Raw genomic sequence first — 18,671 nt, 5'->3', positions numbered from 1 at the left:
GAGAGACGGCCGAAACCACCAATCCTCGAACCTCGGCGCACGATTGCAAGCCGACACGCCGGAACCGCGAAAGATCTGTCGACGCTTCGATTGTCATTGTCGCCGTCGTCACTGTAGGTTTTCGACTCTCACGATCCTCGCCACCTTCTGCACAGGCTGTGGACAAACGTGTGGACAACAGGGCATCGTTTCGCCGGGCACCAGTCCGCGGACACCGATGGGGGCCTCGGCGTCGACATCGAACGGACCACGACGCTTCGAGCTCGGCTCGACCCGTGTCGAGCCGACAAGCCAGCAAGTGCACAGAAGAGATCAGGGGTAGGTGGGTCCAGTTGAGCGAGACAGGCGTCGACTACGCGCAGATCTGGCGACAGACGCTCGGCACCCTCGACTCGGTCGGCCTGTCCAACCAGGAGCGTGCGTTCGTCCGGCTGTGCCGTCTCGTCGGGGTGCTCGACCAGACCGCGCTGGTGCGCGCCCCCAACACCTTCACCAAGGACTTCCTCGAGCAGCGCGTCCGCGAGCAGATCCACACCGCCCTGGCCAGCGAGCTCGGGCACCCGGTCCAGCTGGCGGTGTCCGTCGACGAGAGCCTCGAGACCGACCTCGGCCTCGTCACCGACGAGCCGACCGGCCAGGCGTCGGTGCACGACGGCTCCCGCGGCGTTCCGGCCAGGCCGCCGGCCCACAACGGCTCGGCCGGTTATGGCGGCTACGGCTCCCCGGTGTCCAACCCGGTGGCCAACCCGGTGGCCAACCCGCTGCGCGACCTGGAGGAGAGCGCACCGGCGCTCAACGGTGCCGACTTCGACGAGCCGCGCCAGCCGGCATACCCCGGGGGCCAGACCCGGATGGAGCTCGGGCCCGACCCGCTGAGCGGCGGCGAGAGCGGCCCGCTGCGCCTGCAGCACCGCCCCGAGCCCAGCTCGCCCGGCGACACCCGCCTCAACCCGAAGTACACGTTCGACACCTTCGTCATCGGCGCGAGCAACCGGTTCGCCCACGCGGCCGCCGTCGCGGTCGCCGAGGCCCCGGCCAAGGCGTACAACCCGCTCTTCGTCTACGGCGAGTCGGGACTGGGCAAGACGCACCTGCTCCACGCGATCGGGCACTATGCCCGGACGATGTTCCCCAACGTCCGGGTGCGCTACGTGAACTCCGAGGAGTTCACCAACGACTTCATCAACAGCATCCGTGACGACAAGGCGAGCGCGTTCCAGAACCGCTACCGCAGCGTCGACGTGCTGCTCATCGACGACATCCAGTTCCTCCAGGGCAAGCTGCAGACCCAGGAGGAGTTCTTCCACACCTTCAACACGCTGCACAACGCGAACAAGCAGATCGTCATCACCAGCGACCTGCCGCCGCGCGAGCTGTCGGGCTTCGAGGACCGGATGCGCACGCGCTTCGAGTCGGGCCTGCTGACCGACGTGCAGCCGCCCGACCTCGAGACCCGCATCGCGATCCTGCGCAAGAAGGCGATCCAGGACCGGATGAAGGTGCCGGACGACGTCCTCGAGTACATCGCGACGAACTTCAGCACCAACATCCGCGAGCTCGAGGGCGCGCTGATCCGCGTCACCGCGTTCAGCAACCTCAACCGGCAGGCCGTCGACCTGCCGCTCGCCGAGATCGTCCTCAAGGACGTGCTGCCCAACGAGACGCCCAACCAGGTGACGGCGGCGACCATCATGGCCGTGACGGCCGCGTACTACGCGGTGACGCTCGAGGACCTGTGCGGCTCGTCCCGCTCGCGGCAGCTCGTCACGGCCCGCCAGATCGCGATGTACCTGTGCCGCGAGATGACCGACCTGTCGCTGCCGAAGATCGGCCAGCACTTCGGCGGCCGCGACCACACCACGGTCATGCACGCCGACCGCAAGATCCGTGAGCTGATGGGCGAGCGCCGCGCCATCTACAACCAGGTCACCGAGCTGACCAACCGGATCCGCCAGCAGTCCCACTAGCGGCGCCTCCGCCTTCTCCCTCTCGGCCTGCCGTATGCCGTGGGGCCGGGTGGGACTCAGAGGGCGGCGGCCGTCGTGGCGAGCTTCGCGTGGCGCCGGGCTGCGATGGTCACCGCCAGCGCCTCCTCCCACGGGGTCGGCGCGAGGTCGAAGGTGCGCTGCGTGAGGTCCGAGTCGAGCACGAACGGCCGCTCGAACTGGTGGCGGGTCTCGCGTACCTCGCGCATGAAGGGCACGACGAGACCGGCCGCGGTGCCGATCGGTCGGGGCAGCGTCCGGACCCGCCGGGCCTTGACCCCGGCGAGGCGGGCGACGTCGGCGGCGGCCTCCTCGAAGGTGCGCGCCGGCGCGGTCGGCACGTGCCAGGGCCGGCCCCACCCGTCGTCCCGGGTCGCGACCAGCGCGGCGAGCCGACCGACGTCGGGGACGTAGGTCCACGAGTGCGGTGCGTCCGGTCGGCCCACGGGGACGAACGGCGGTCTCCCGGCGAGCAGCGCGTCGACGACGATGTCGTTCAGGTAGCTCGTGCGCGGCGTCGTGCCCGGACCGAAGTAGTCGCTCGAGCGCAGCTCGGTGACGCGAAGGGCCCCGGCCTCGTGGCGGGCCAGGGCCTGGTGCCACATGTCGGCGCGGAGCGCGCCCTTGTGGCCGGCCGGCCGCATCGGGTCGCCCTCGTGCATCGGGCCGTCCACCCGGCCGTAGCCGTAGAGGTTGCCGATGATGACGAGGCCGGCGCCCGTGGCCTCGGCTGCTGCGAGCGTGGCGGCCGCCACGGGCGGCCAGTCGGTGTCCCACGTCAGGTAGCTCGGCGGGTTGACGGCGTTGACGATGCTGGTGGCGCCTCGGGCCAGCGCGCGCACCGCGGACGCGTCACCGGCGTCGACGCGGACGACCTCGACGGCGTCGGGGTGCAGGGCCTCCCACGGACGCTCGGTGACGCGTCCGGAGCGTGAGGCCACGGTGACGGTGTGACCGAGCGCGACGAGCTCGGTGGTGGTGGACCGGCCGACGCCGCCGGCGCCGAGCACGAGGTGATGGCTCATGGTCTCTCCTGGGATCGAGGTCTGATGTGAGCACCGCTCACATATCGAGCATGCACGAGACCCCCGAGAAAAACAAGAGCACTGCTCACATTTGATCGTCGAACTGTGGCAGGCTCGGGGCATGGACAGATCGAGTGCCCCGCCGGCCGCCGAACCGACAGCCCCCGGGGCCGGCGTCCCGAGACCTGGAGGAAAGCGGGCGCAGAACCGGCGCGCCATCGAGGCAGACATCCTCCGGGTCGCCCGCGAGCACCTCGCACACCAGGGAGCGGCGGCGCTGAGCCTGCGCGCCATCGCCCGCGACCTCGGCATGGTCTCCTCGGGCATCTACCGCTACGTGGACAGCCGGGACGAGCTCTTGACGCGGCTCATCGTCGACTCCTTCTCCTCCTTGGCTGCTGCCGTGGGCACCGCCCACGACGCCGTGCCGCGCCACGAACTGGAGGCCCGGTGGGACGCAGTCGGGCGCGCCCTCCGGACCTGGGCGCTCGAGCGTCCGCACGACTTCGCCCTGATCTACGGCTCCCCCGTTCCCGACTACGAGGCTCCTCCCGAGCGCACCGTCGAGTCCGGCACGGCAGTGCTCGCGCTGCTCGTGCGGCTGCTGGCCGACATTCGGGCGGCCGGCCGCCTGGCCGACGCAGGCCACCTGGGGGTTGACCCGGACGCCGCCGCCGCCGGGGCCGGTCCCCTGCTGCAGGACGCCATGTTCGACGAGACGGGTCTGGACGCCGCAACGCTCGCCCAGGGTGTGGCGGCCTGGACGCTCCTCCTTGGTGGCGTCACGAGCGAGGTGTTCGCTCAGCTCGGCCCGCTGCCCGACGGCGCGGCACTGTTCGAGTGCCTCCTCGGCGTCTCGCGCCGCTGCATCATCGCGCCGCCGGCGTAGTCCCCTTCGTGATCGGTGACTAGTCGCGGGCTGGTCCATCGCCGCCCGGCAGACGGGACGCGGCCGCGCCTCCGCGGCATGCGCCCACAGCCGTCCACAGGTTTCTCCACAGCTGTGTGCACACCGTGACCCACGCGTGACGACGGGGCCGCGACGCTCGGGGATGACGCCGGCCCCCCGGTTGTCCACCGGCTGTGGACAACTCTGGGGAAAACGTGGCGTCAGGTTCTGCACAGCTGTCTAGTCCGCTGGCACGGCAAAGCGGGCATATGCCCTCCGTGTTTCCACATCGGCCTGTGGATATCTGTGGACGAGCACCGGGAGGCTGCGGACAAGCCGAGCCGCGGCTGTGGGGACGATGTGCACGCCGGAACTCCGTCCCCAGCCGCTCGGGGTCGCGGCTGTCCACGCCCCACACGTCGTGCACATGCCGATCGAGGGCGTGACCAGCGACGACGCGGGTTGTCCACAGGATCCACAGCACCTATGACTATGACGAGACCCTCTAACCAGGGAGAAGCCCCGACAACGAGGCTTCGCGGGACCGGACGACGCGGGCCGCCCGACGACGGCCGATTCAGGCCGATTGGGACGTCCTGCCCGATTCGGGAGTGTGTGTGGTGCCGGTCACCGGCAGGCACTAGTGTCTGATCCCCAATGTCCTTCCCCGTCGAAGTGAGTGCACCGTGAAGTTTCGGGTTGAGCGAGACGTCCTGGCCGAGGCCGTGACCTGGGTGGCCCGTGGCCTGCCGGCGCGTCCGCCCGTGCCGGTCCTCGCGGGCGTGCTCGTCGAGGCCGACGAGGACGGCACGCTGACGCTCTCGGCGTTCGACTACGAGATGTCCGCGCGCATCACCGTCCCGGCCGACGTGGCCGAGGCCGGCCAGGTGCTCGTCCTCGGGCGCCTGCTCGCCGACATCTCGCGCAACCTGCCCAACAAGCCGATCGACGTCAGCACCGACGGCACGAAGGTCAACGTGGCGTGCGGGTCCTCGCGGTTCGCGCTGCGCGAGATGCCCGTGTCGGACTACCCGACGCTCCCCGCCGCTCCCGAGGCGAGCGGAACCATCGCCGGCGACGTCTTCACGCAGGCGGTCGCCCAGGTCTCGGTCGCCGCCGACAAGGGCGACACGCTGCCCATCCTCACGGGCGTCCGCATGGAGATCGACGGCGACAAGGTGACCCTTCTTGCCACCGACCGCTACCGCCTGGCGATGCGCGAGCTGACGTGGAGCCCCGCGGCGCCCGACGCCAGCCACGTGGCCCTCATCCCGGCCCGCCAGCTCTCCGACACCGCCCGGGCGCTCGGCGCCAGCGGCTCCGTCGAGCTCGCCCTCGGCCAGGGCGGTGACGGGCTCATCGGCTTCGAGGCGGGGCGCCGCCGCGCGACCACCCGACTGCTCGACGGGGAGTACCCCAAGGTGACCTCGATCTTCCCGACCTCGGTCGACACCGAGGCGGTCGTCGAGACGGCGGCGCTCGAGGAGGCCGTCAAGCGCGTGGCGCTCGTCGCCGAGCGCAACACCCCGGTGCTGCTGAAGTTCACCGACGGCCAGGTCGCCATCGAGGCCGGCACCGGCGACGACGCGCAGGCCTCCGAGGCGGTCGAGGCGACCCTCGACGGCCCCGAGATCCAGATCGCCTTCAACCCGCAGTTCCTGCTCGACGGCCTGCACGCGGTCGGCACGCAGTGGAGCCGCCTGTCGTTCACGCAGCCGAGCCGCCCCGCCGTGCTGACCGGCCAGGCCGAGGCTGACTCGCAGCCTGACAGCAGCTACCGCTACGTCCTCATGCCGGTGCGCTTCGCCAGCTGAGCCCAGCGGGCGCCCCCACCCGCCAGCACCCCTGCCCGCGCCGTATGCCGCCGGGCAGGCGTAGCCTCGAACAGCCCCGCACGCTCCCCCGCAGAAAGGCACGCGACATGCAGCTCGGTCTCATCGGTCTCGGCAAGATGGGCGGCAACATGCGCGAGCGGTTGCGCCGCGCCGGACACGAGGTCGTCGGCTTCGACCGCAACCCCGACGTCGCGGACGTGGGCACCCTCCCCGAGCTGGTCCAGGCCCTCGAGGCACCGCGTGTCGTGTGGGTCATGGTCCCGGCCGGCGACCCCACGCGAGAGACCGTCAAGGCGCTCGGCGACCTGCTCGAGCCCGGCGACCTCGTCATCGACGGCGGCAACTCCCGCTTCACCGACGACTTCGAGAACGCCGAGCTGCTCGGCGCGAAGCAGATCGGCTACGTCGACTGCGGCGTCAGCGGAGGCATCTGGGGCCTCGAGAACGGCTACGGCCTGATGTGCGGCGGCGAGGAGAAGTGGGTCGAGCGCGCCATGCCGATCTTCGACGCGCTGCGCCCCGAGGGCCCGCGCGAGGAGGGCTTCGTGCACGCGGGCGAGGTCGGCGCCGGGCACTACACGAAGATGGTCCACAACGGCATCGAGTACGGCCTGATGGCGGCCTACGCCGAGGGCTACGAGCTGCTCGAGAAGAAGGACATCGTCAAGGACGTCCCGGGCGCCTTCAAGGCGTGGAGCCGCGGCACCGTCGTCCGGTCGTGGCTGCTCGACCTCATGGTCAAGGCGCTCGAGGAGAACCCGCACCTCGACGACGTCTCCGACTACACCAACGACTCCGGCGAGGGCCGCTGGACCGTCGAGGAGGCCATCGCCCTCGGCGTGCCGATGCCGGTCATCTCGGCCTCCCTCTTCGCCCGGTTCGCCTCGCGCCAGCAGAGCTCGCCCACGATGCAGGCCGTCGCGGCGCTGCGCGGCCAGTTCGGCGGCCACCAGGTGATGTCCATCGCCGAGGGTGAGGAGCTGCGCCGCCAGACCGGCGCCGAGGGGTCCACCCACCCGGCTCCGGCCGCCGCCAAGGAGCAGGCCACCACCCCCGACCAGCCGAGCCAGGCCGCCGTCGCGGCCGCGACCGCCGGCCCGTCCTCCGGCACCGGCTCCACCGGCGGCGGCACGCCCGGTGGCGGGCCGACGTCCGGCACCCAGGACACCTCGTCCTGACACCGGCGCCTGCGGCCGGCGCCGAGCCGCCGGCCGCGCCCCGTTGTCGACCTCTCGAGAACCAGCAACCCTGACGTGCACGTCCGCCACCTGACCCTCAAGGACTTCCGGAGCTACCCGAGCGCCGAGCTCGCGTTGACGCCGGGGGTCACCACGCTCGTGGGGCTCAACGGGCAGGGCAAGACCAACCTCGTGGAGGCGGTGGGCTACCTCGCGACGCTGGGGTCGCACCGGGTGGCCACCGACCAGCCGCTCGTGCGGTTCGGCGCCGCGCAGGCGATCGTGCGCGGCGCGATCGTGCGGGACGACCGCGAGACCATGGTCGAGCTCGAGATCACCCCGGGCCGGGCCAAACGGGCTCGGCTCGGGCGTTCCCCGGTCTCCCGCCCGCGCGACGTGCTCGGCACGGTGCGCACGGTGCTCTTCGCGCCGGAGGACCTGGCCCTCGTCAAGGGTGACCCCTCCGAGCGGCGCCGTTTCCTCGACGAGCTGCTGGTACAGCGCCAGCCGCGCTGGTCTGGGGTGCGTTCGGACTACGACAAGATCCTCAAGCAGCGCAACGCCCTGCTGAAGTCCGCCGCCCCGGTGCTGCGCAAGGGTGCCCGCCGCCCGCCGCGGCCACGTGAGGGTGACCTGCCGCTCGACGAGGCGCGTGAGTCGGCGTTGCACACGCTCGACGTGTGGAACGACCACCTCTCCACCGTCGGCGCGCAGCTCCTCTACGCCCGCCTGCGGCTGCTGCGCGACCTCGCCCCCGACCTCGCGGAGTGCTACGACGCCGTGAGTGCGGCGTCGTCCAACGCCCGCGCCACCTACCGCAGCTCCCTGCACGAGGACCTCGCCAAGCGGCTCGCCGCCGGTGAGGTGCCCGAGATCGACGAGCTCCGCGCCGGGATGCTCGACACGCTCGCGCAGGTGCGGTCCAACGAGATCGAACGCGGCGTCTCCCTGGCAGGTCCGCACCGCGACGACCTCGTGCTCTCGCTCGGCGACCTCCCGGCCAAGGGCTACGCCAGCCACGGTGAGTCGTGGAGCTTCGCGCTGGGACTCAAGCTCGCGGCATACCGCCTCCTGCGTCGCGACCTCGGCGACGACCCCGTGCTCGTGCTCGACGACGTCTTCGCCGAGCTCGACTCCGGCCGCCGCGAGCGCCTCGCGACTCTCGTCGCCGACTGCGAGCAGGTGCTCATCACCGCGGCCGTCGGCGCCGACGTCCCCGACGTGCTGCGGGAGAGCGGGACCACGTATGCCGTCGAGCTGGGCCAGGTCCACCTCGCCGGCCCTGCGCCCGTCCTTCCCGGGGGCGCAGCCGCGGAAGGGCACGCTGACGAGGCCGACCCGGCCGCGCCCGGTGAGGTGGTCGCCGCGGATGTGGGTGAGGATGTGAGCGAGGAGGCCGACGGTGGCTGACGAGGAGCTCGACCCGGCGGAGGTGCCCGAGCCGAGCGACGAGGACACCCGGATCGCCGACGCGGCGGCGTCGGCCCTCGCCCGAGCCAGGGCAGCCGCGGCCGAGAAGGGCCTGCGCCCGGGGATGAAGCCGAAGAAGCGCCGCCGCCCCATCGGCCACGCCCCGGTGCTGTCCGGCTCCTCACGGGACGGGCGCGACCCCGCGCTGCTCGGTGACCAGCTCGACCGGCTGCTCATCGACCGGGGCTGGAAGGTCGACGTCGCCGTCGGCTCGGTCATGGGCCGCTGGCCCGAGATCGTGGGGCCCGACATCGCCGGACACGTCGAGCCGCTCACCTTCGTCGACGGCATCCTCACCGTGCGCGCCGACTCCACGGCCTGGGCCACCCAGATGCGGCTGCTGGCGTCGTCGCTGCTGGCCCGGATCGACGAGGAAATCGGCGTCGGCGCGGTCACCGAGCTCAAGGTGGTAGGACCCGGTGCTCCCTCGTGGAGCCGCGGCGGCCGGCGCTCCCCCGACTCACGCGGGCCGCGCGACACCTACGGCTGACGCCGCACGTCACCTCCCCGCCCCGGCGCGCACCCGCCCCCTCCACGTCGAGTGGGCAGTTTCGTGCGTTTATCCACAGGCCAGGTGCACTCTCCCGACGTCGGGTGGCTCGTAGCGCATGGGCACGAGGGCAACCGAGCCGGCCGGAATCTCTCGGCGGGCGAGTGTCGGTGTCCGGTCGCAGACTGGCTTCATGACCTCGACCGAGACCTCGACCACCGGACCGGCGTCCCACGGGGCGCACTGCACGATCGTGCCGCCCTACATCCTCGAGGCGCTGGCGGCGAGCGACGAGCCGGGCCTGGCTGCCCAGGCGCGCGCGGCCCTGCGCCACGACGAGCGCCTCCGTGCCGCTCGCCGCACCCCGACGGCGCGCCCGACGGGTCGCCGTGCACCCCGGCGGGAAGACACTCCTGCGCCCGGGTCGGTGTCCGGCGCCGGACCGCAGCGCACCATCTACGACACCAAGGGCAGCCAGACGACCCCCGGCACGGAGGTGCGGCGTGAGGGAGGGCAGGCCACGGGTGACCCTGCGGCGGACGAGGCCTACGACGGGCTCGGCGCGACCTGGCAGCTGTGGTGGACGGCATACGCCCGCGACTCGCTCGACGGCAAGGGGATGCCGCTGCTGGCGACCGTCCACTACGGCCAGAACTACGACAACGCCTTCTGGGACGGCTCGCAGATGGTCTTCGGCGACGGTGACGGCGTCATCTTCCAGCGCTTCACCAAGAGCCTCGACGTCATCGGCCACGAGCTCGCCCACGGCGTCACCGAGCACACCGCCGGCCTGCTCTACCAGGGGCAGTCAGGTGCGCTGAACGAGTCGATCTCCGACGTCTTCGGGGTGCTCGTCAAGCAGAAGCACCTCGGGCAGAGCGCGGCCGAGGCCGACTGGCTGGTCGGCGCCGACCTGCTCGCCCCGACGGTCAAGGGCCGGGCGCTGCGCGACATGCGCAACCCCGGCACCGCCTACGACGACCCGCGCCTGGGCAAGGACCCGCAGCCGGCCGACATGGCTCACTACGTCGACACCTCCGACGACAACGGCGGGGTGCACACCAACTCCGGCATCCCCAACCGTGCGTTCGTGCTCGCCGCCCTGGCCATCGGCGGCAACGCCTGGGAGGGCGCCGGCGCGATCTGGTACGCCGTCGTGTCCGGCGACGGGATCAAGGCGGACTGCGACTTCGCGACCTTCGCCGGCCTCACGGTCGAGGCTGCGGGCCGCCTCCACGGTGACGGGTCCAAGGAGCAGTCGGCCGTGCAGACCGCCTGGGAGCAGGTGGGGGTGCTGACTGCCGGCGCTGGCGGCAGCACGTCGCCCGCTGGTGGTGTCTCGGCGCCCTCCTCCGAGGGTCGGAGCGGCAGCACCCCAGGCGCCGACACGCAGGTGGTCCTCCGGCGCTCCGGCGGGTTCGCCGGGCTGGTCCGTGAGCGACGTGTAGCCATCGGCGAGCTGCCCGAGCGCGATGCGAAGGACTGGCAGCACCTGCTGGCCGCGCCCACGCTGCAGCGCATCGCCGCCTCCACCGAGCGCACCCACCCCGACGCCTACGTCTACTCGGTCGTGTGCGACGAGGTCGGCTGCGACATCACCGTCCAGGAGCCGCACCTGCCCGAGGCCATCCACTCCCTCTTCGAGCGCACTCTCAGCGAGGGCTGAACCCCGCGCTCAGTTCGTCGAGACGACGTACGGGCCGGGGGTTGCGGGGTCGGTCGGCAGCTGCTGCGCTTTGCCGACCACTGCGCACTTCCCGTCGAGCCCGCAGCTCTGGAGGGTGCCCGACTGCCCGTTCCCGACCTGCAGGGTGAGGCGTTCGTCGCCCCCCAGGTGGGCGCCGACGCCACCGTTGGCGGGATCCGCCTTCGCTGGGTCCCCTTGTAGGACGATCGCTCCGTCCGAGGCCCGGATGACGACCAGGCTCGGGAAGCGCCAGGGCGAGAGCCCATCGACGTGCCCGGTCGCGATCAGGTAGGCGCCGTCGTCCGAGAAGCCGAGGAACCGCAGGGGCGCGCACATCCGCCACAGGTCTCGGCCCGAGGCGAGGTCGACCAGGGCGCTGCAGCTGTTGGACCCGTCGGGCCGCGCGTCTGTCTTCTGGTACGCGATACCGGTCGACGTGACCGCGTTCACCGCCGAGAGCTCCCCGGTGACCGGCGTGACCCGTCCCGTCGCGACGTCCCAGGCGATGGACGTCCCGGTGTCGGGTCGTGCGGCATACGCAGTGGTGCCGACCAGGCCGGCGGCGTAGTAGCCGGTGTCGGTCGACCGCGGGGCGAGCGTGGCGAGCGTCTTGCCGGTGCTGTCCGCGTAGATGAGCGTCCCACCCGGGTCGTTGAGCAGCACGTGCTGCAGGTCGGCGGCAACGTGCGGCGACTGCTGGGACGCCGTGATCACCGGGCCCCTGCGACCGTCCCGCCTGACGACGGTCCAGCCCTGTGGACCGGACACCAGGAGCCCGTCCCCCAACCGAGCGACGAATGACGGAGTGCGCAGGTCCTGTGGGAGCTGGATCGTCGTCGTGCCGCGGTGGAACACCCCGTCGGCGACGTAGCCGGCGTCGGTTGCGGTCGTCGGCGCGCCGGTCGCGGGAGCCAACTGGGCGGCATCCGCTGCGCCCGTCGGCCGGAGGGTCGGGATCGACGTCGGCGTGGTGGACGTCGTCACACTCCGGCGCGGTGGGGTGGTGGGTTGTCCCGGCGTGCTCGTCGGTGCGCTGGTCGGCATGCGGGTGGAGAGGGTGGGTCCCGCGGGGACAGGCCGGTTGCCGCCCGAGCCCATCGAGGCCCAGCCGACAGGCACCGCCACAGCGAGCACCAGTCCGGCGGCCAGGGCAGCGACGCCGAGCTCGCGACGCCGGTTGGACCGGTCCCGCTCGATCGCCCGCTCGGCGAGGCCCGCGACGACGCGTACGCCCGCGGCACGCTCGCCCAGCAGGTCCCTGAGGTTCGGGTCGACGTCGCTCATGCGGTGGCCTCGCTCATCCGGGTGCGCAGCGCGGAGATCGCGCGGCTGGTGTGGCTCTTGACGGTGCCGACGGAGCAGCCGAGGACCTCGGCGGTCTGCGCCTCGGAGAGATCCTCGTAGTAGCGGAGCACGATCGCCGCCCGCTGCCGTCCGGGGAGGCTCTGCACGTGGTTCCACAGATCCATGGACGCGGCGTGGTCCAGGCCGGCAGCCACCGGCGGGTCGAGCACCTCGAGCACGTGGCTGCTCGGGCTCTCGTGCCGGCGCAGGAGGCTGCGCCACCGCGAGTTGTTCTCGTTGACCATGATCCGGCGCACGTAGGCGTCGGGCAGCTCGCTGGCCTGCACCCGGTGCCAGCTGCGGTAGACCTTCGCGAGCGCGTTCTGCACCAGGTCCTCGGCGGCGTCGCGGTTGCCGGTGAGCAGGTAGGCGAGTCGGGCCAGCGCCTGCTCGCGTGCCATCACGTATGCCGTGAAGTCGGCCCTGCGTTGCGCGTCGTCCATGGCCGTGTCCCCTGTCCGTCCCCTGTCCCGTCCCGGCGTCCCAGCGAGCGTCGGCTCGGCCGTCCGTGCCGGCACCCCTCCAGACGCCGGGGTGCCCCCGAAGGTTGTCGTCGGCGCTGGCGCGATTCTGCCGAGTCGGGAGAGCCCCTGACGGCCGACTCGCTGGTGCGGACCCGCCTGTGGACGGGCCTCGCCCGAGGCGTCCGGAACGAGGAGAATGGGCAGCACGCGAGGGCCCTGCCGGCCGGCCGCAGGACGCGATGGGTGAGGGCGCCTGAGGCGCGCTGGGGACCCGGGTCGTGATCCTCCCCTCGGATCCACGGGTTCCCGGCCCGCAAAATGGCCGTTCCGCGCGTCTGGGGGCAGGGTTCTGCTCGCCGGACCGCTAGACTGTGGTGGTTGCGGCTCGACGTCCACGTCGAGCCGCCCGCATGAGGTCTGACCACCGAGGAGAGACGTGTCCGACGCTGACGAGCCGATCACCACCAGCACCACCGCCAGTTCCACCGGACCCGACTCCGCCGCAGCAGCCGACCTCTCCCCGGGCAGCGAGCCGGGCACCGCCGACGGTTCGTCCGTCGAGATCCCCGCGAGCGAGGCCCCGGCCAACGACACCGTCCCGCCGGTCCTGGCTCCCCCGGCCGACACGCGTCCCAACGGGGTCGACTACGACGCCAGCCAGATCACCGTGCTCGAGGGCCTCGAGGCGGTTCGCAAGCGCCCGGGCATGTACATCGGGTCCACGGGCCCGCGTGGCCTGCACCACCTCGTCTACGAGATCGTCGACAACGCCGTCGACGAGGCCCTCGCCGGCTACGCCGACACCATCGACGTCACGCTCCTGGCCGACGGCGGGGTGCGGGTCAAGGACAACGGTCGCGGCATCCCCACCGACATCCACCCGGTCGAGAAGATCAGCGCCGTCGAGCTCGTGCTCACCCAGCTGCACGCCGGCGGCAAGTTCGGCGGCGGCGGCTACAAGGTCTCCGGCGGCCTGCACGGCGTCGGCAGCTCGGTCGTCAACGCCCTCTCCACGCGCCTGAAGGCCGCGGTCCGCCAGAAGGGCCACGTCTTCCGGATGAGCTTCACCGACGGCGTGCCCGACGGGCCCCTCGAGCAGCAGGAGGCCACCGACGAGACCGGCACCACGATCACCTTCTGGGCCAACCCCGGCATCTTCGAGACGGTCGAGTACGACTTCGAGACGCTGCGGGCCCGGTTCCAGCAGATGGCCTTCCTCAACAAGGGCCTGACCATCAACCTCGTCGACGAGCGGGTCGCCCCCGCCGAGGAGGCGGCCGGTGACCTCGACCTCGACGACATGGACTCCGACCTCACCGAGGTCGAGCAGGACGAGGACGAGCAGGACCCGAGCGCCGAGGCCGGCGAGAAGAAGACGGTCACGGCCAAGAAGGTCAGCTACCGCTACGACAACGGCCTCATCGACTACGTCAACCACCTCAACGGCTCCAAGCGCAGTGAGCCGGTGCACCCCGAGGTGATCAGCATCGAGGTCGAGGACGAGGCGAAGTCGCTGAGCCTCGAGCTCGCGATGCAGTGGACCAGCGCCTACAGCGAGTCCGTGCACACCTACGCCAACGCGATCAACACCCACGAGGGCGGCACGCACGAGGAGGGTTTCCGCGCGGCGATGACCAAGCTCGTCAACGAGTTCGCGCGCAAGCAGAACCTCCTCAAGGACAAGGACGAGAACCTCACCGGCGACGACATCCGCGAGGGCCTGACCGCCGTCATCTCGGTCAAGCTCGCCGAGCCGCAGTTCGAGGGCCAGACCAAGACCAAGCTCGGCAACTCCGAGGTCAAGGGCTTCGTCCAGCGCGCCATGACCGACGAGTTCGGCCACTGGCTCGAGGCGCACCCCAACGAGGGCAAGGACATCGTCCGCAAGTCGGTGCAGGCCGCGGCCGCGCGCATGGCGGCGCGCAAGGCCCGCGAGGCCACGCGTCGCAAGGGCCTGCTCGAGTCGGGCGGCCTGCCGGGCAAGCTCAAGGACTGCCAGAGCAAAAACCCCGCGATCTCCGAGGTCTTCATCGTCGAGGGCGACAGCGCCGGCGGCTCCGCGACGCAGGCCCGCGACCCCTACACCCAGGCGATCCTGCCGATCCGCGGCAAGATCCTCAACGTCGAGAAGGCGCGCATCGACAAGATCCTCGCCAACAACGAGGTCCAGGCGCTGATCTCCGCGTTCGGCACGGGCATCGGCGAGGACTTCGACATCGACAAGGCCCGCTACCACAAGATCGTGCTGATGGCCGACGCCGACGTCGACGGCATGCACATCCGCACCCTGCTGCTGACGCTGCTCTTCCGCTTCATGCGCCCGCTCATCGAGGCCGGCTACGTCTACCTCGCCCAGCCGCCGCTGTTCCGGCTGCGCTGGTCCAACGCCGAGCACCAGTTCGCCTACAGCGACCGCGAGCGCGACGGCCTCAAGCTGCTCGGTGAGAGCAAGGGCTGGCGCCTGCCGAAGGACAACCCGATCCAGCGCTACAAGGGCCTCGGCGAGATGAACTACCAGGAGCTCGGCGAGACGACGATGGACCAGAACAGCCGCACGCTGCTGCAGGTGACGCTCGACGACGCGGCCAAGGCCGACGAGGTCTTCGCCGTCCTCATGGGCGAGGACGTCGAGTCCCGCCGGTCGTTCATCCAGAAGAACGCCCGCGACGTGAAGTTCCTCGACATCTGACCGCTGCCGTATGCCGTCCCGGGCGTTCCACGTGAAACGTCACCACCCGGCATACGCCCCCTGACTGCCTGAACGTGACTGAGAGACAAAGGGATCTGACGTGAGCGACCTGCCTCCCAACGACGGAGACGACGTCAACGAGGTGCCCGGCGGCGGCGGCGAGACGCCCGAACCGAGCATCGACGACATCCTCGGCCCCGACCCGGCCGCCACCGACGACGACGGTGACGACGAGGGCAACCCCGACGCGACCGCGGTCGTCGTGCCGGCCGACATCGGCCAGCACGACCGGGTCGAGCCGATCGACCTCAACACCGAGATGCAGCGCAGCTACATCGAGTACGCGATGTCGGTCATCGTCAGCCGTGCCCTGCCCGACGTGCGCGACGGTCTCAAGCCGGTGCACCGGCGCATCGTCTACGCGATGTACGACGGCGGCTACCGTCCCGACCGCGGCTACAACAAGTGCGCGCGCGTCGTCGGCGACGTCATGGGCCACTACCACCCGCACGGCGACTCGGCGATCTACGACGCCCTGGTGCGCCTCGTGCAGGACTGGTCGCTGCGCTACCCGCTCGTCGACGGCCAGGGCAACTTCGGCTCCCGCGGCAACGACGGGGCCGCCGCTCCGCGATACACCGAGTGCCGGATGGCCTCGATCGCGATGGAGATGGTCCGCGACATCGAGCAGGACACCGTCGACTTCGTCCCCAACTACGACGGCAAGACGATGCAGCCGGCCGTGCTGCCGAGCCGCTTCCCCAACCTGCTCGTCAACGGCTCGGCCGGCATCGCCGTCGGCATGGCCACGCAGATCCCGGCGCACAACCTGCGCGAGGTCGCGGCCGGTGCGCAGTACTACCTCGACCACCCCGAGATCTCGCGCGAGGACCTGCTCGAGGCGCTGCTCGGCATCATCAAGGGCCCGGACTTCCCCACCGGCGCGCTCATCATGGGGCACAAGGGCATCGAGGAGGCCTACCGCACGGGCCGGGGCTCGATCATCATGCGGGCGGTCGTCGAGGTCGAGGAGATCCAGAACCGCCAGTGCCTCGTCGTCACCGAGCTGCCCTACCAGGTCAACCCCGACATGCTCGCGCTCAAGATCGCCGACCTCGTCAAGGACGGCAAGATCTCGGGCATCGCCGACATCCGTGACGAGACCTCGGGCCGCACGGGGCAGCGACTCGTCATCGTGCTCAAGCGCGACGCCGTCGCCAAGGTCGTGCTCAACAACCTCTACAAGCACACCCAGCTGCAGACGACGTTCGGCGCCAACATGCTCGCCCTGGTCGACGAGGTGCCGCGCACGCTGCCGCTCGACGGCTTCATCCGGCACTGGGTAGACCACCAGATCGAGGTCATCGTCCGGCGCACGACCTTCCGCCTCAACAAGGCCGAGGCCGACATCCACATCCTGCGCGGCCTGCTCAAGGCGCTCGACCGGCTCGACGAGGTGATCGCCCTCATCCGCGGGTCGCGCACCGTCGACATCGCCCGCGAGGGCCTGATCGAGCTCCTCGAGATCGACGAGATCCAGGCCAACGCGATCCTCAACATGCAGCTGCGTCGCCTGGCCGCCCTCGAGCGGGAGAAGCTCATCGAGGCGCACGACGAGCTGCAGGCCCTCATCGACGAGTACCACGCGATCCTCGCCTCGCCGGAGCGCCAGCGCCGCATCGTCAGCGAGGAGCTCGCCGACATCGTCGAACGCTACGGCGACGAACGCCGCACGACGATCGTGCCCTTCGACGGCGACATGTCGATGGAGGACCTCATCCCCGAGGAGGACGTCGTCGTCACGATCACCCGGGGCGGCTACGCCAAGCGCACGCGGGTCGACCAGTACCGCTCGCAGAAGCGCGGCGGCAAGGGCGTACGCGGTGCCACCCTTCGCGGGGAGGACGTCGTCGAGCACTTCTTCACCACGACGACCCACCACTGGCTGCTCTTCTTCACCAACCTCGGCCGGGTCTACCGTGCCAAGGCCTACGAGCTGCCCGAGGGCTCGCGGGACAGCAAGGGCCAGCACGTGGCCAACCTGATGGCCTTCCAGCCCGGGGAGCAGATCGCCCAGGTGCTCGCCATCCGCGACTACGAGTCGGCCGACTACCTCGTCCTCGCCACCCGCGCCGGGCTGGTCAAGAAGACCCGCCTGGCCGACTACGACTCCAACCGGTCCGGCGGTCTCATCGCGATCAACCTGCGCGACGGCGACGAGCTCGTCGGGGCCGGCCTGGCCTCGAACCGCGACGACCTGCTCCTCGTCTCGCGCAAGGGACAGTCGGTGCGCTTCACCGCGACCGACGAGGCGCTGCGCCCGATGGGCCGCTCGACCTCGGGCGTCACCGGCATGAAGTTCCGCGACGGCGACGACCTCCTCGCCATGTCGGTGGTCGAGGAGGGCGAGAGCCCCGACGTCTTCGTCGTCTTCGAGAACGGCCTCGCCAAGCGCACCCCTGTCTCGGAGTACCGCCTCCAGGGCCGCGGCGGCCTCGGCATCAAGGTCGCCAAGCTCTCCGACAAGGGCGGCGACCTCGTCGGCGCCCTGACCGTGATCGACACCGACGAGGTCATGGTCGTCATGGAGAAGGGCAAGATCGTGCGCTCGCGCGTCGACGAGGTGCGCCACACCGGCCGCTCCTCGCAGGGCGTGAAGTTCGCGACCCCCGACAAGGGCGACTCGATCGTCGCAGTGGCCCGCAACGCCGAGTCCGCCATCGCCGTGGCCGAGATCGAGGAGGGCCACCCCGTCGACCAGCCGTCCGGTACTGGAGCGCCGGCTGCGGTTCCTGCCGCCGATGGCGTACCGTCGGAGCAGACGTCGGCCGACGAGGCGAGCTCGTCGGAGTCCGACAACGGAGGTGACGAATGAGCGCGACCAGCCCCGAGGGCTCCCTGAGCGGGTCCGGCACGTCGACGCGCACGAGCTCCGGGTCCCAGCCCGAGGGCAGCGGCCAGAACGGCTCGTACTACAGCCCCGCCAACGCGTCCGGCAGCACGTCCGGCGCCACCAGCGGCGACAAGGGCACGGCGCTCTCCCGCGGGGCGGTCACCAACCGCACCGCCCCGACGCAGCGGGTGAATCCCGGACAGCCGAACCAGACGGGGCAGTCCAGTCCATCGGGCCAGACCGGCCAGACGGGTCAGTCCGGTGCCGGTGCCGCGAGTGCCACCGGGACCGCTGCCCGGACCACCACCGCGCCTCGCAAGCACAAGGGGCCGCGTCGGGTGCGCCTGGCGGTCGCTCGGGTCGACCCGTGGTCGGTCATGAAGATGAGCTTCCTGCTCTCGGTGGCCATCGGCATCGCCGGCGTCGTCCTGACCGCCGTGCTGTGGATGATCCTCTCGACGATGAACGTCTTCACCGACATCGAGGGCGTGCTGCAGTCGCTGCAGTCGACGACCTCCGACCCGTTCTCCATCAAGGACTACGTCGGCTTCGGTCGGGTTGTCTCCCTCTCGATCGTCATCGGCGTCATCGACATCATCCTGATGACGGCCATCGCGACGGTCATGGCCTTCCTCTACAACATCTGCTCCGCCCTCGTCGGCGGCGTGCAGCTCACGCTCACCGACGACTGAGCCGGCGAGCGCGAGCCGGCCACACGGCAT

13 protein-coding genes are annotated in these 18,671 nt (G+C 71.0%); 10 read left to right on the top strand and 3 right to left on the bottom strand.

The features are described 5' to 3' along the window. The first annotated feature begins 332 nt into the window (after positions 1 to 332). On the top strand, positions 333 to 1,967 hold the full coding sequence (gene dnaA / locus ABD241_RS09590; RefSeq protein ID WP_344061165.1) for a chromosomal replication initiator protein DnaA: 1,635 nt from the start codon (positions 333 to 335) through the stop codon (positions 1,965 to 1,967). Positions 1,968 to 2,023: 56 nt separating this feature from the next. Here dnaA and ABD241_RS09585 read toward each other — a convergent pair whose 3' ends face one another. Continuing rightward, positions 2,024 to 3,010, bottom strand: coding sequence for an NAD-dependent epimerase/dehydratase family protein (locus tag ABD241_RS09585; RefSeq protein ID WP_344061162.1), 987 nt, complete (start codon positions 3,008 to 3,010; stop codon positions 2,024 to 2,026). A 121-nt stretch (positions 3,011 to 3,131) separates the two neighbouring features. Here ABD241_RS09585 and ABD241_RS09580 point away from each other — a divergent pair, with 121 nt between their 5' ends. The 6 genes from ABD241_RS09580 to ABD241_RS09555 all read left to right on the top strand — a co-directional run bounded on the left by ABD241_RS09580 (position 3,132) and on the right by ABD241_RS09555 (position 10,538). Continuing rightward, entirely contained in the window at positions 3,132 to 3,899 is a 768-nt protein-coding gene (locus ABD241_RS09580; RefSeq protein WP_344061159.1) for a TetR/AcrR family transcriptional regulator, read from the top strand. A gap of 686 nt (positions 3,900 to 4,585) precedes the next feature. Beyond that, entirely contained in the window at positions 4,586 to 5,713 is a 1,128-nt protein-coding gene (gene dnaN / locus ABD241_RS09575; RefSeq protein ID WP_344061156.1) for a DNA polymerase III subunit beta, read from the top strand. A 107-nt stretch (positions 5,714 to 5,820) separates the two neighbouring features. Next, positions 5,821 to 6,912: a phosphogluconate dehydrogenase (NAD(+)-dependent, decarboxylating) gene (gene gnd, locus ABD241_RS09570; RefSeq protein ID WP_425580731.1), complete on the top strand. Its 1,092-nt coding sequence runs from the start codon at positions 5,821 to 5,823 to the stop codon at positions 6,910 to 6,912. 75 nt (positions 6,913 to 6,987) lie between these two features. Further along, complete coding sequence (gene recF, locus ABD241_RS09565) at positions 6,988 to 8,322, top strand: DNA replication/repair protein RecF (RefSeq protein ID WP_344061151.1); 1,335 nt, start codon at positions 6,988 to 6,990, stop codon at positions 8,320 to 8,322. After that, positions 8,315 to 8,872, top strand: a complete 558-nt coding sequence (locus ABD241_RS09560; RefSeq protein ID WP_344061148.1) for a DciA family protein — start codon at positions 8,315 to 8,317, stop codon at positions 8,870 to 8,872. The genes recF and ABD241_RS09560 overlap by 8 nt, the downstream gene beginning before the upstream one ends. Positions 8,873 to 9,065: 193 nt before the next feature. After that, positions 9,066 to 10,538, top strand: coding sequence for a protealysin inhibitor emfourin (locus ABD241_RS09555; RefSeq protein WP_344061145.1), 1,473 nt, complete (start codon positions 9,066 to 9,068; stop codon positions 10,536 to 10,538). A 9-nt stretch (positions 10,539 to 10,547) separates the two neighbouring features. Here the strand turns inward: ABD241_RS09555 and ABD241_RS09550 are convergent, their stop codons facing one another. After that, complete coding sequence (locus ABD241_RS09550) at positions 10,548 to 11,843, bottom strand: hypothetical protein (protein WP_344061142.1); 1,296 nt, start codon at positions 11,841 to 11,843, stop codon at positions 10,548 to 10,550. Next, positions 11,840 to 12,346 (bottom strand): SigE family RNA polymerase sigma factor, encoded by a 507-nt coding sequence (locus tag ABD241_RS09545; RefSeq protein ID WP_344061139.1) that lies wholly within the window; start codon positions 12,344 to 12,346, stop codon positions 11,840 to 11,842. Before ABD241_RS09545 ends, ABD241_RS09550 begins: the two co-directional genes overlap by 4 nt. 628 nt (positions 12,347 to 12,974) lie before the next feature. Between ABD241_RS09545 and gyrB the strand changes: the two genes are divergently transcribed. From gyrB to ABD241_RS09530, 3 genes are all read left to right on the top strand, one after another. Continuing rightward, positions 12,975 to 15,056, top strand: a complete 2,082-nt coding sequence (gene gyrB / locus ABD241_RS09540; protein ID WP_344063470.1) for a DNA topoisomerase (ATP-hydrolyzing) subunit B — start codon at positions 12,975 to 12,977, stop codon at positions 15,054 to 15,056. A gap of 319 nt (positions 15,057 to 15,375) precedes the next feature. After that, entirely contained in the window at positions 15,376 to 17,931 is a 2,556-nt protein-coding gene (gene gyrA / locus ABD241_RS09535) for a DNA gyrase subunit A (RefSeq protein WP_425580768.1), read from the top strand. Beyond that, positions 17,928 to 18,641, top strand: a complete 714-nt coding sequence (locus tag ABD241_RS09530; protein ID WP_344061136.1) for a DUF3566 domain-containing protein — start codon at positions 17,928 to 17,930, stop codon at positions 18,639 to 18,641. Before gyrA ends, ABD241_RS09530 begins: the two co-directional genes overlap by 4 nt. The last annotated feature ends 30 nt before the right edge of the window (positions 18,642 to 18,671 follow it).

Origin of the sequence: Terrabacter lapilli (assembly GCF_039531305.1) — a bacterium.
Taxonomy (GTDB): Bacteria; Actinomycetota; Actinomycetes; order Actinomycetales; family Dermatophilaceae; genus Terrabacter; species Terrabacter lapilli.
The sequence above is the reverse complement of the archived record's forward strand: the minus strand, read 5'-3'. Positions and strand labels throughout refer to the sequence as shown.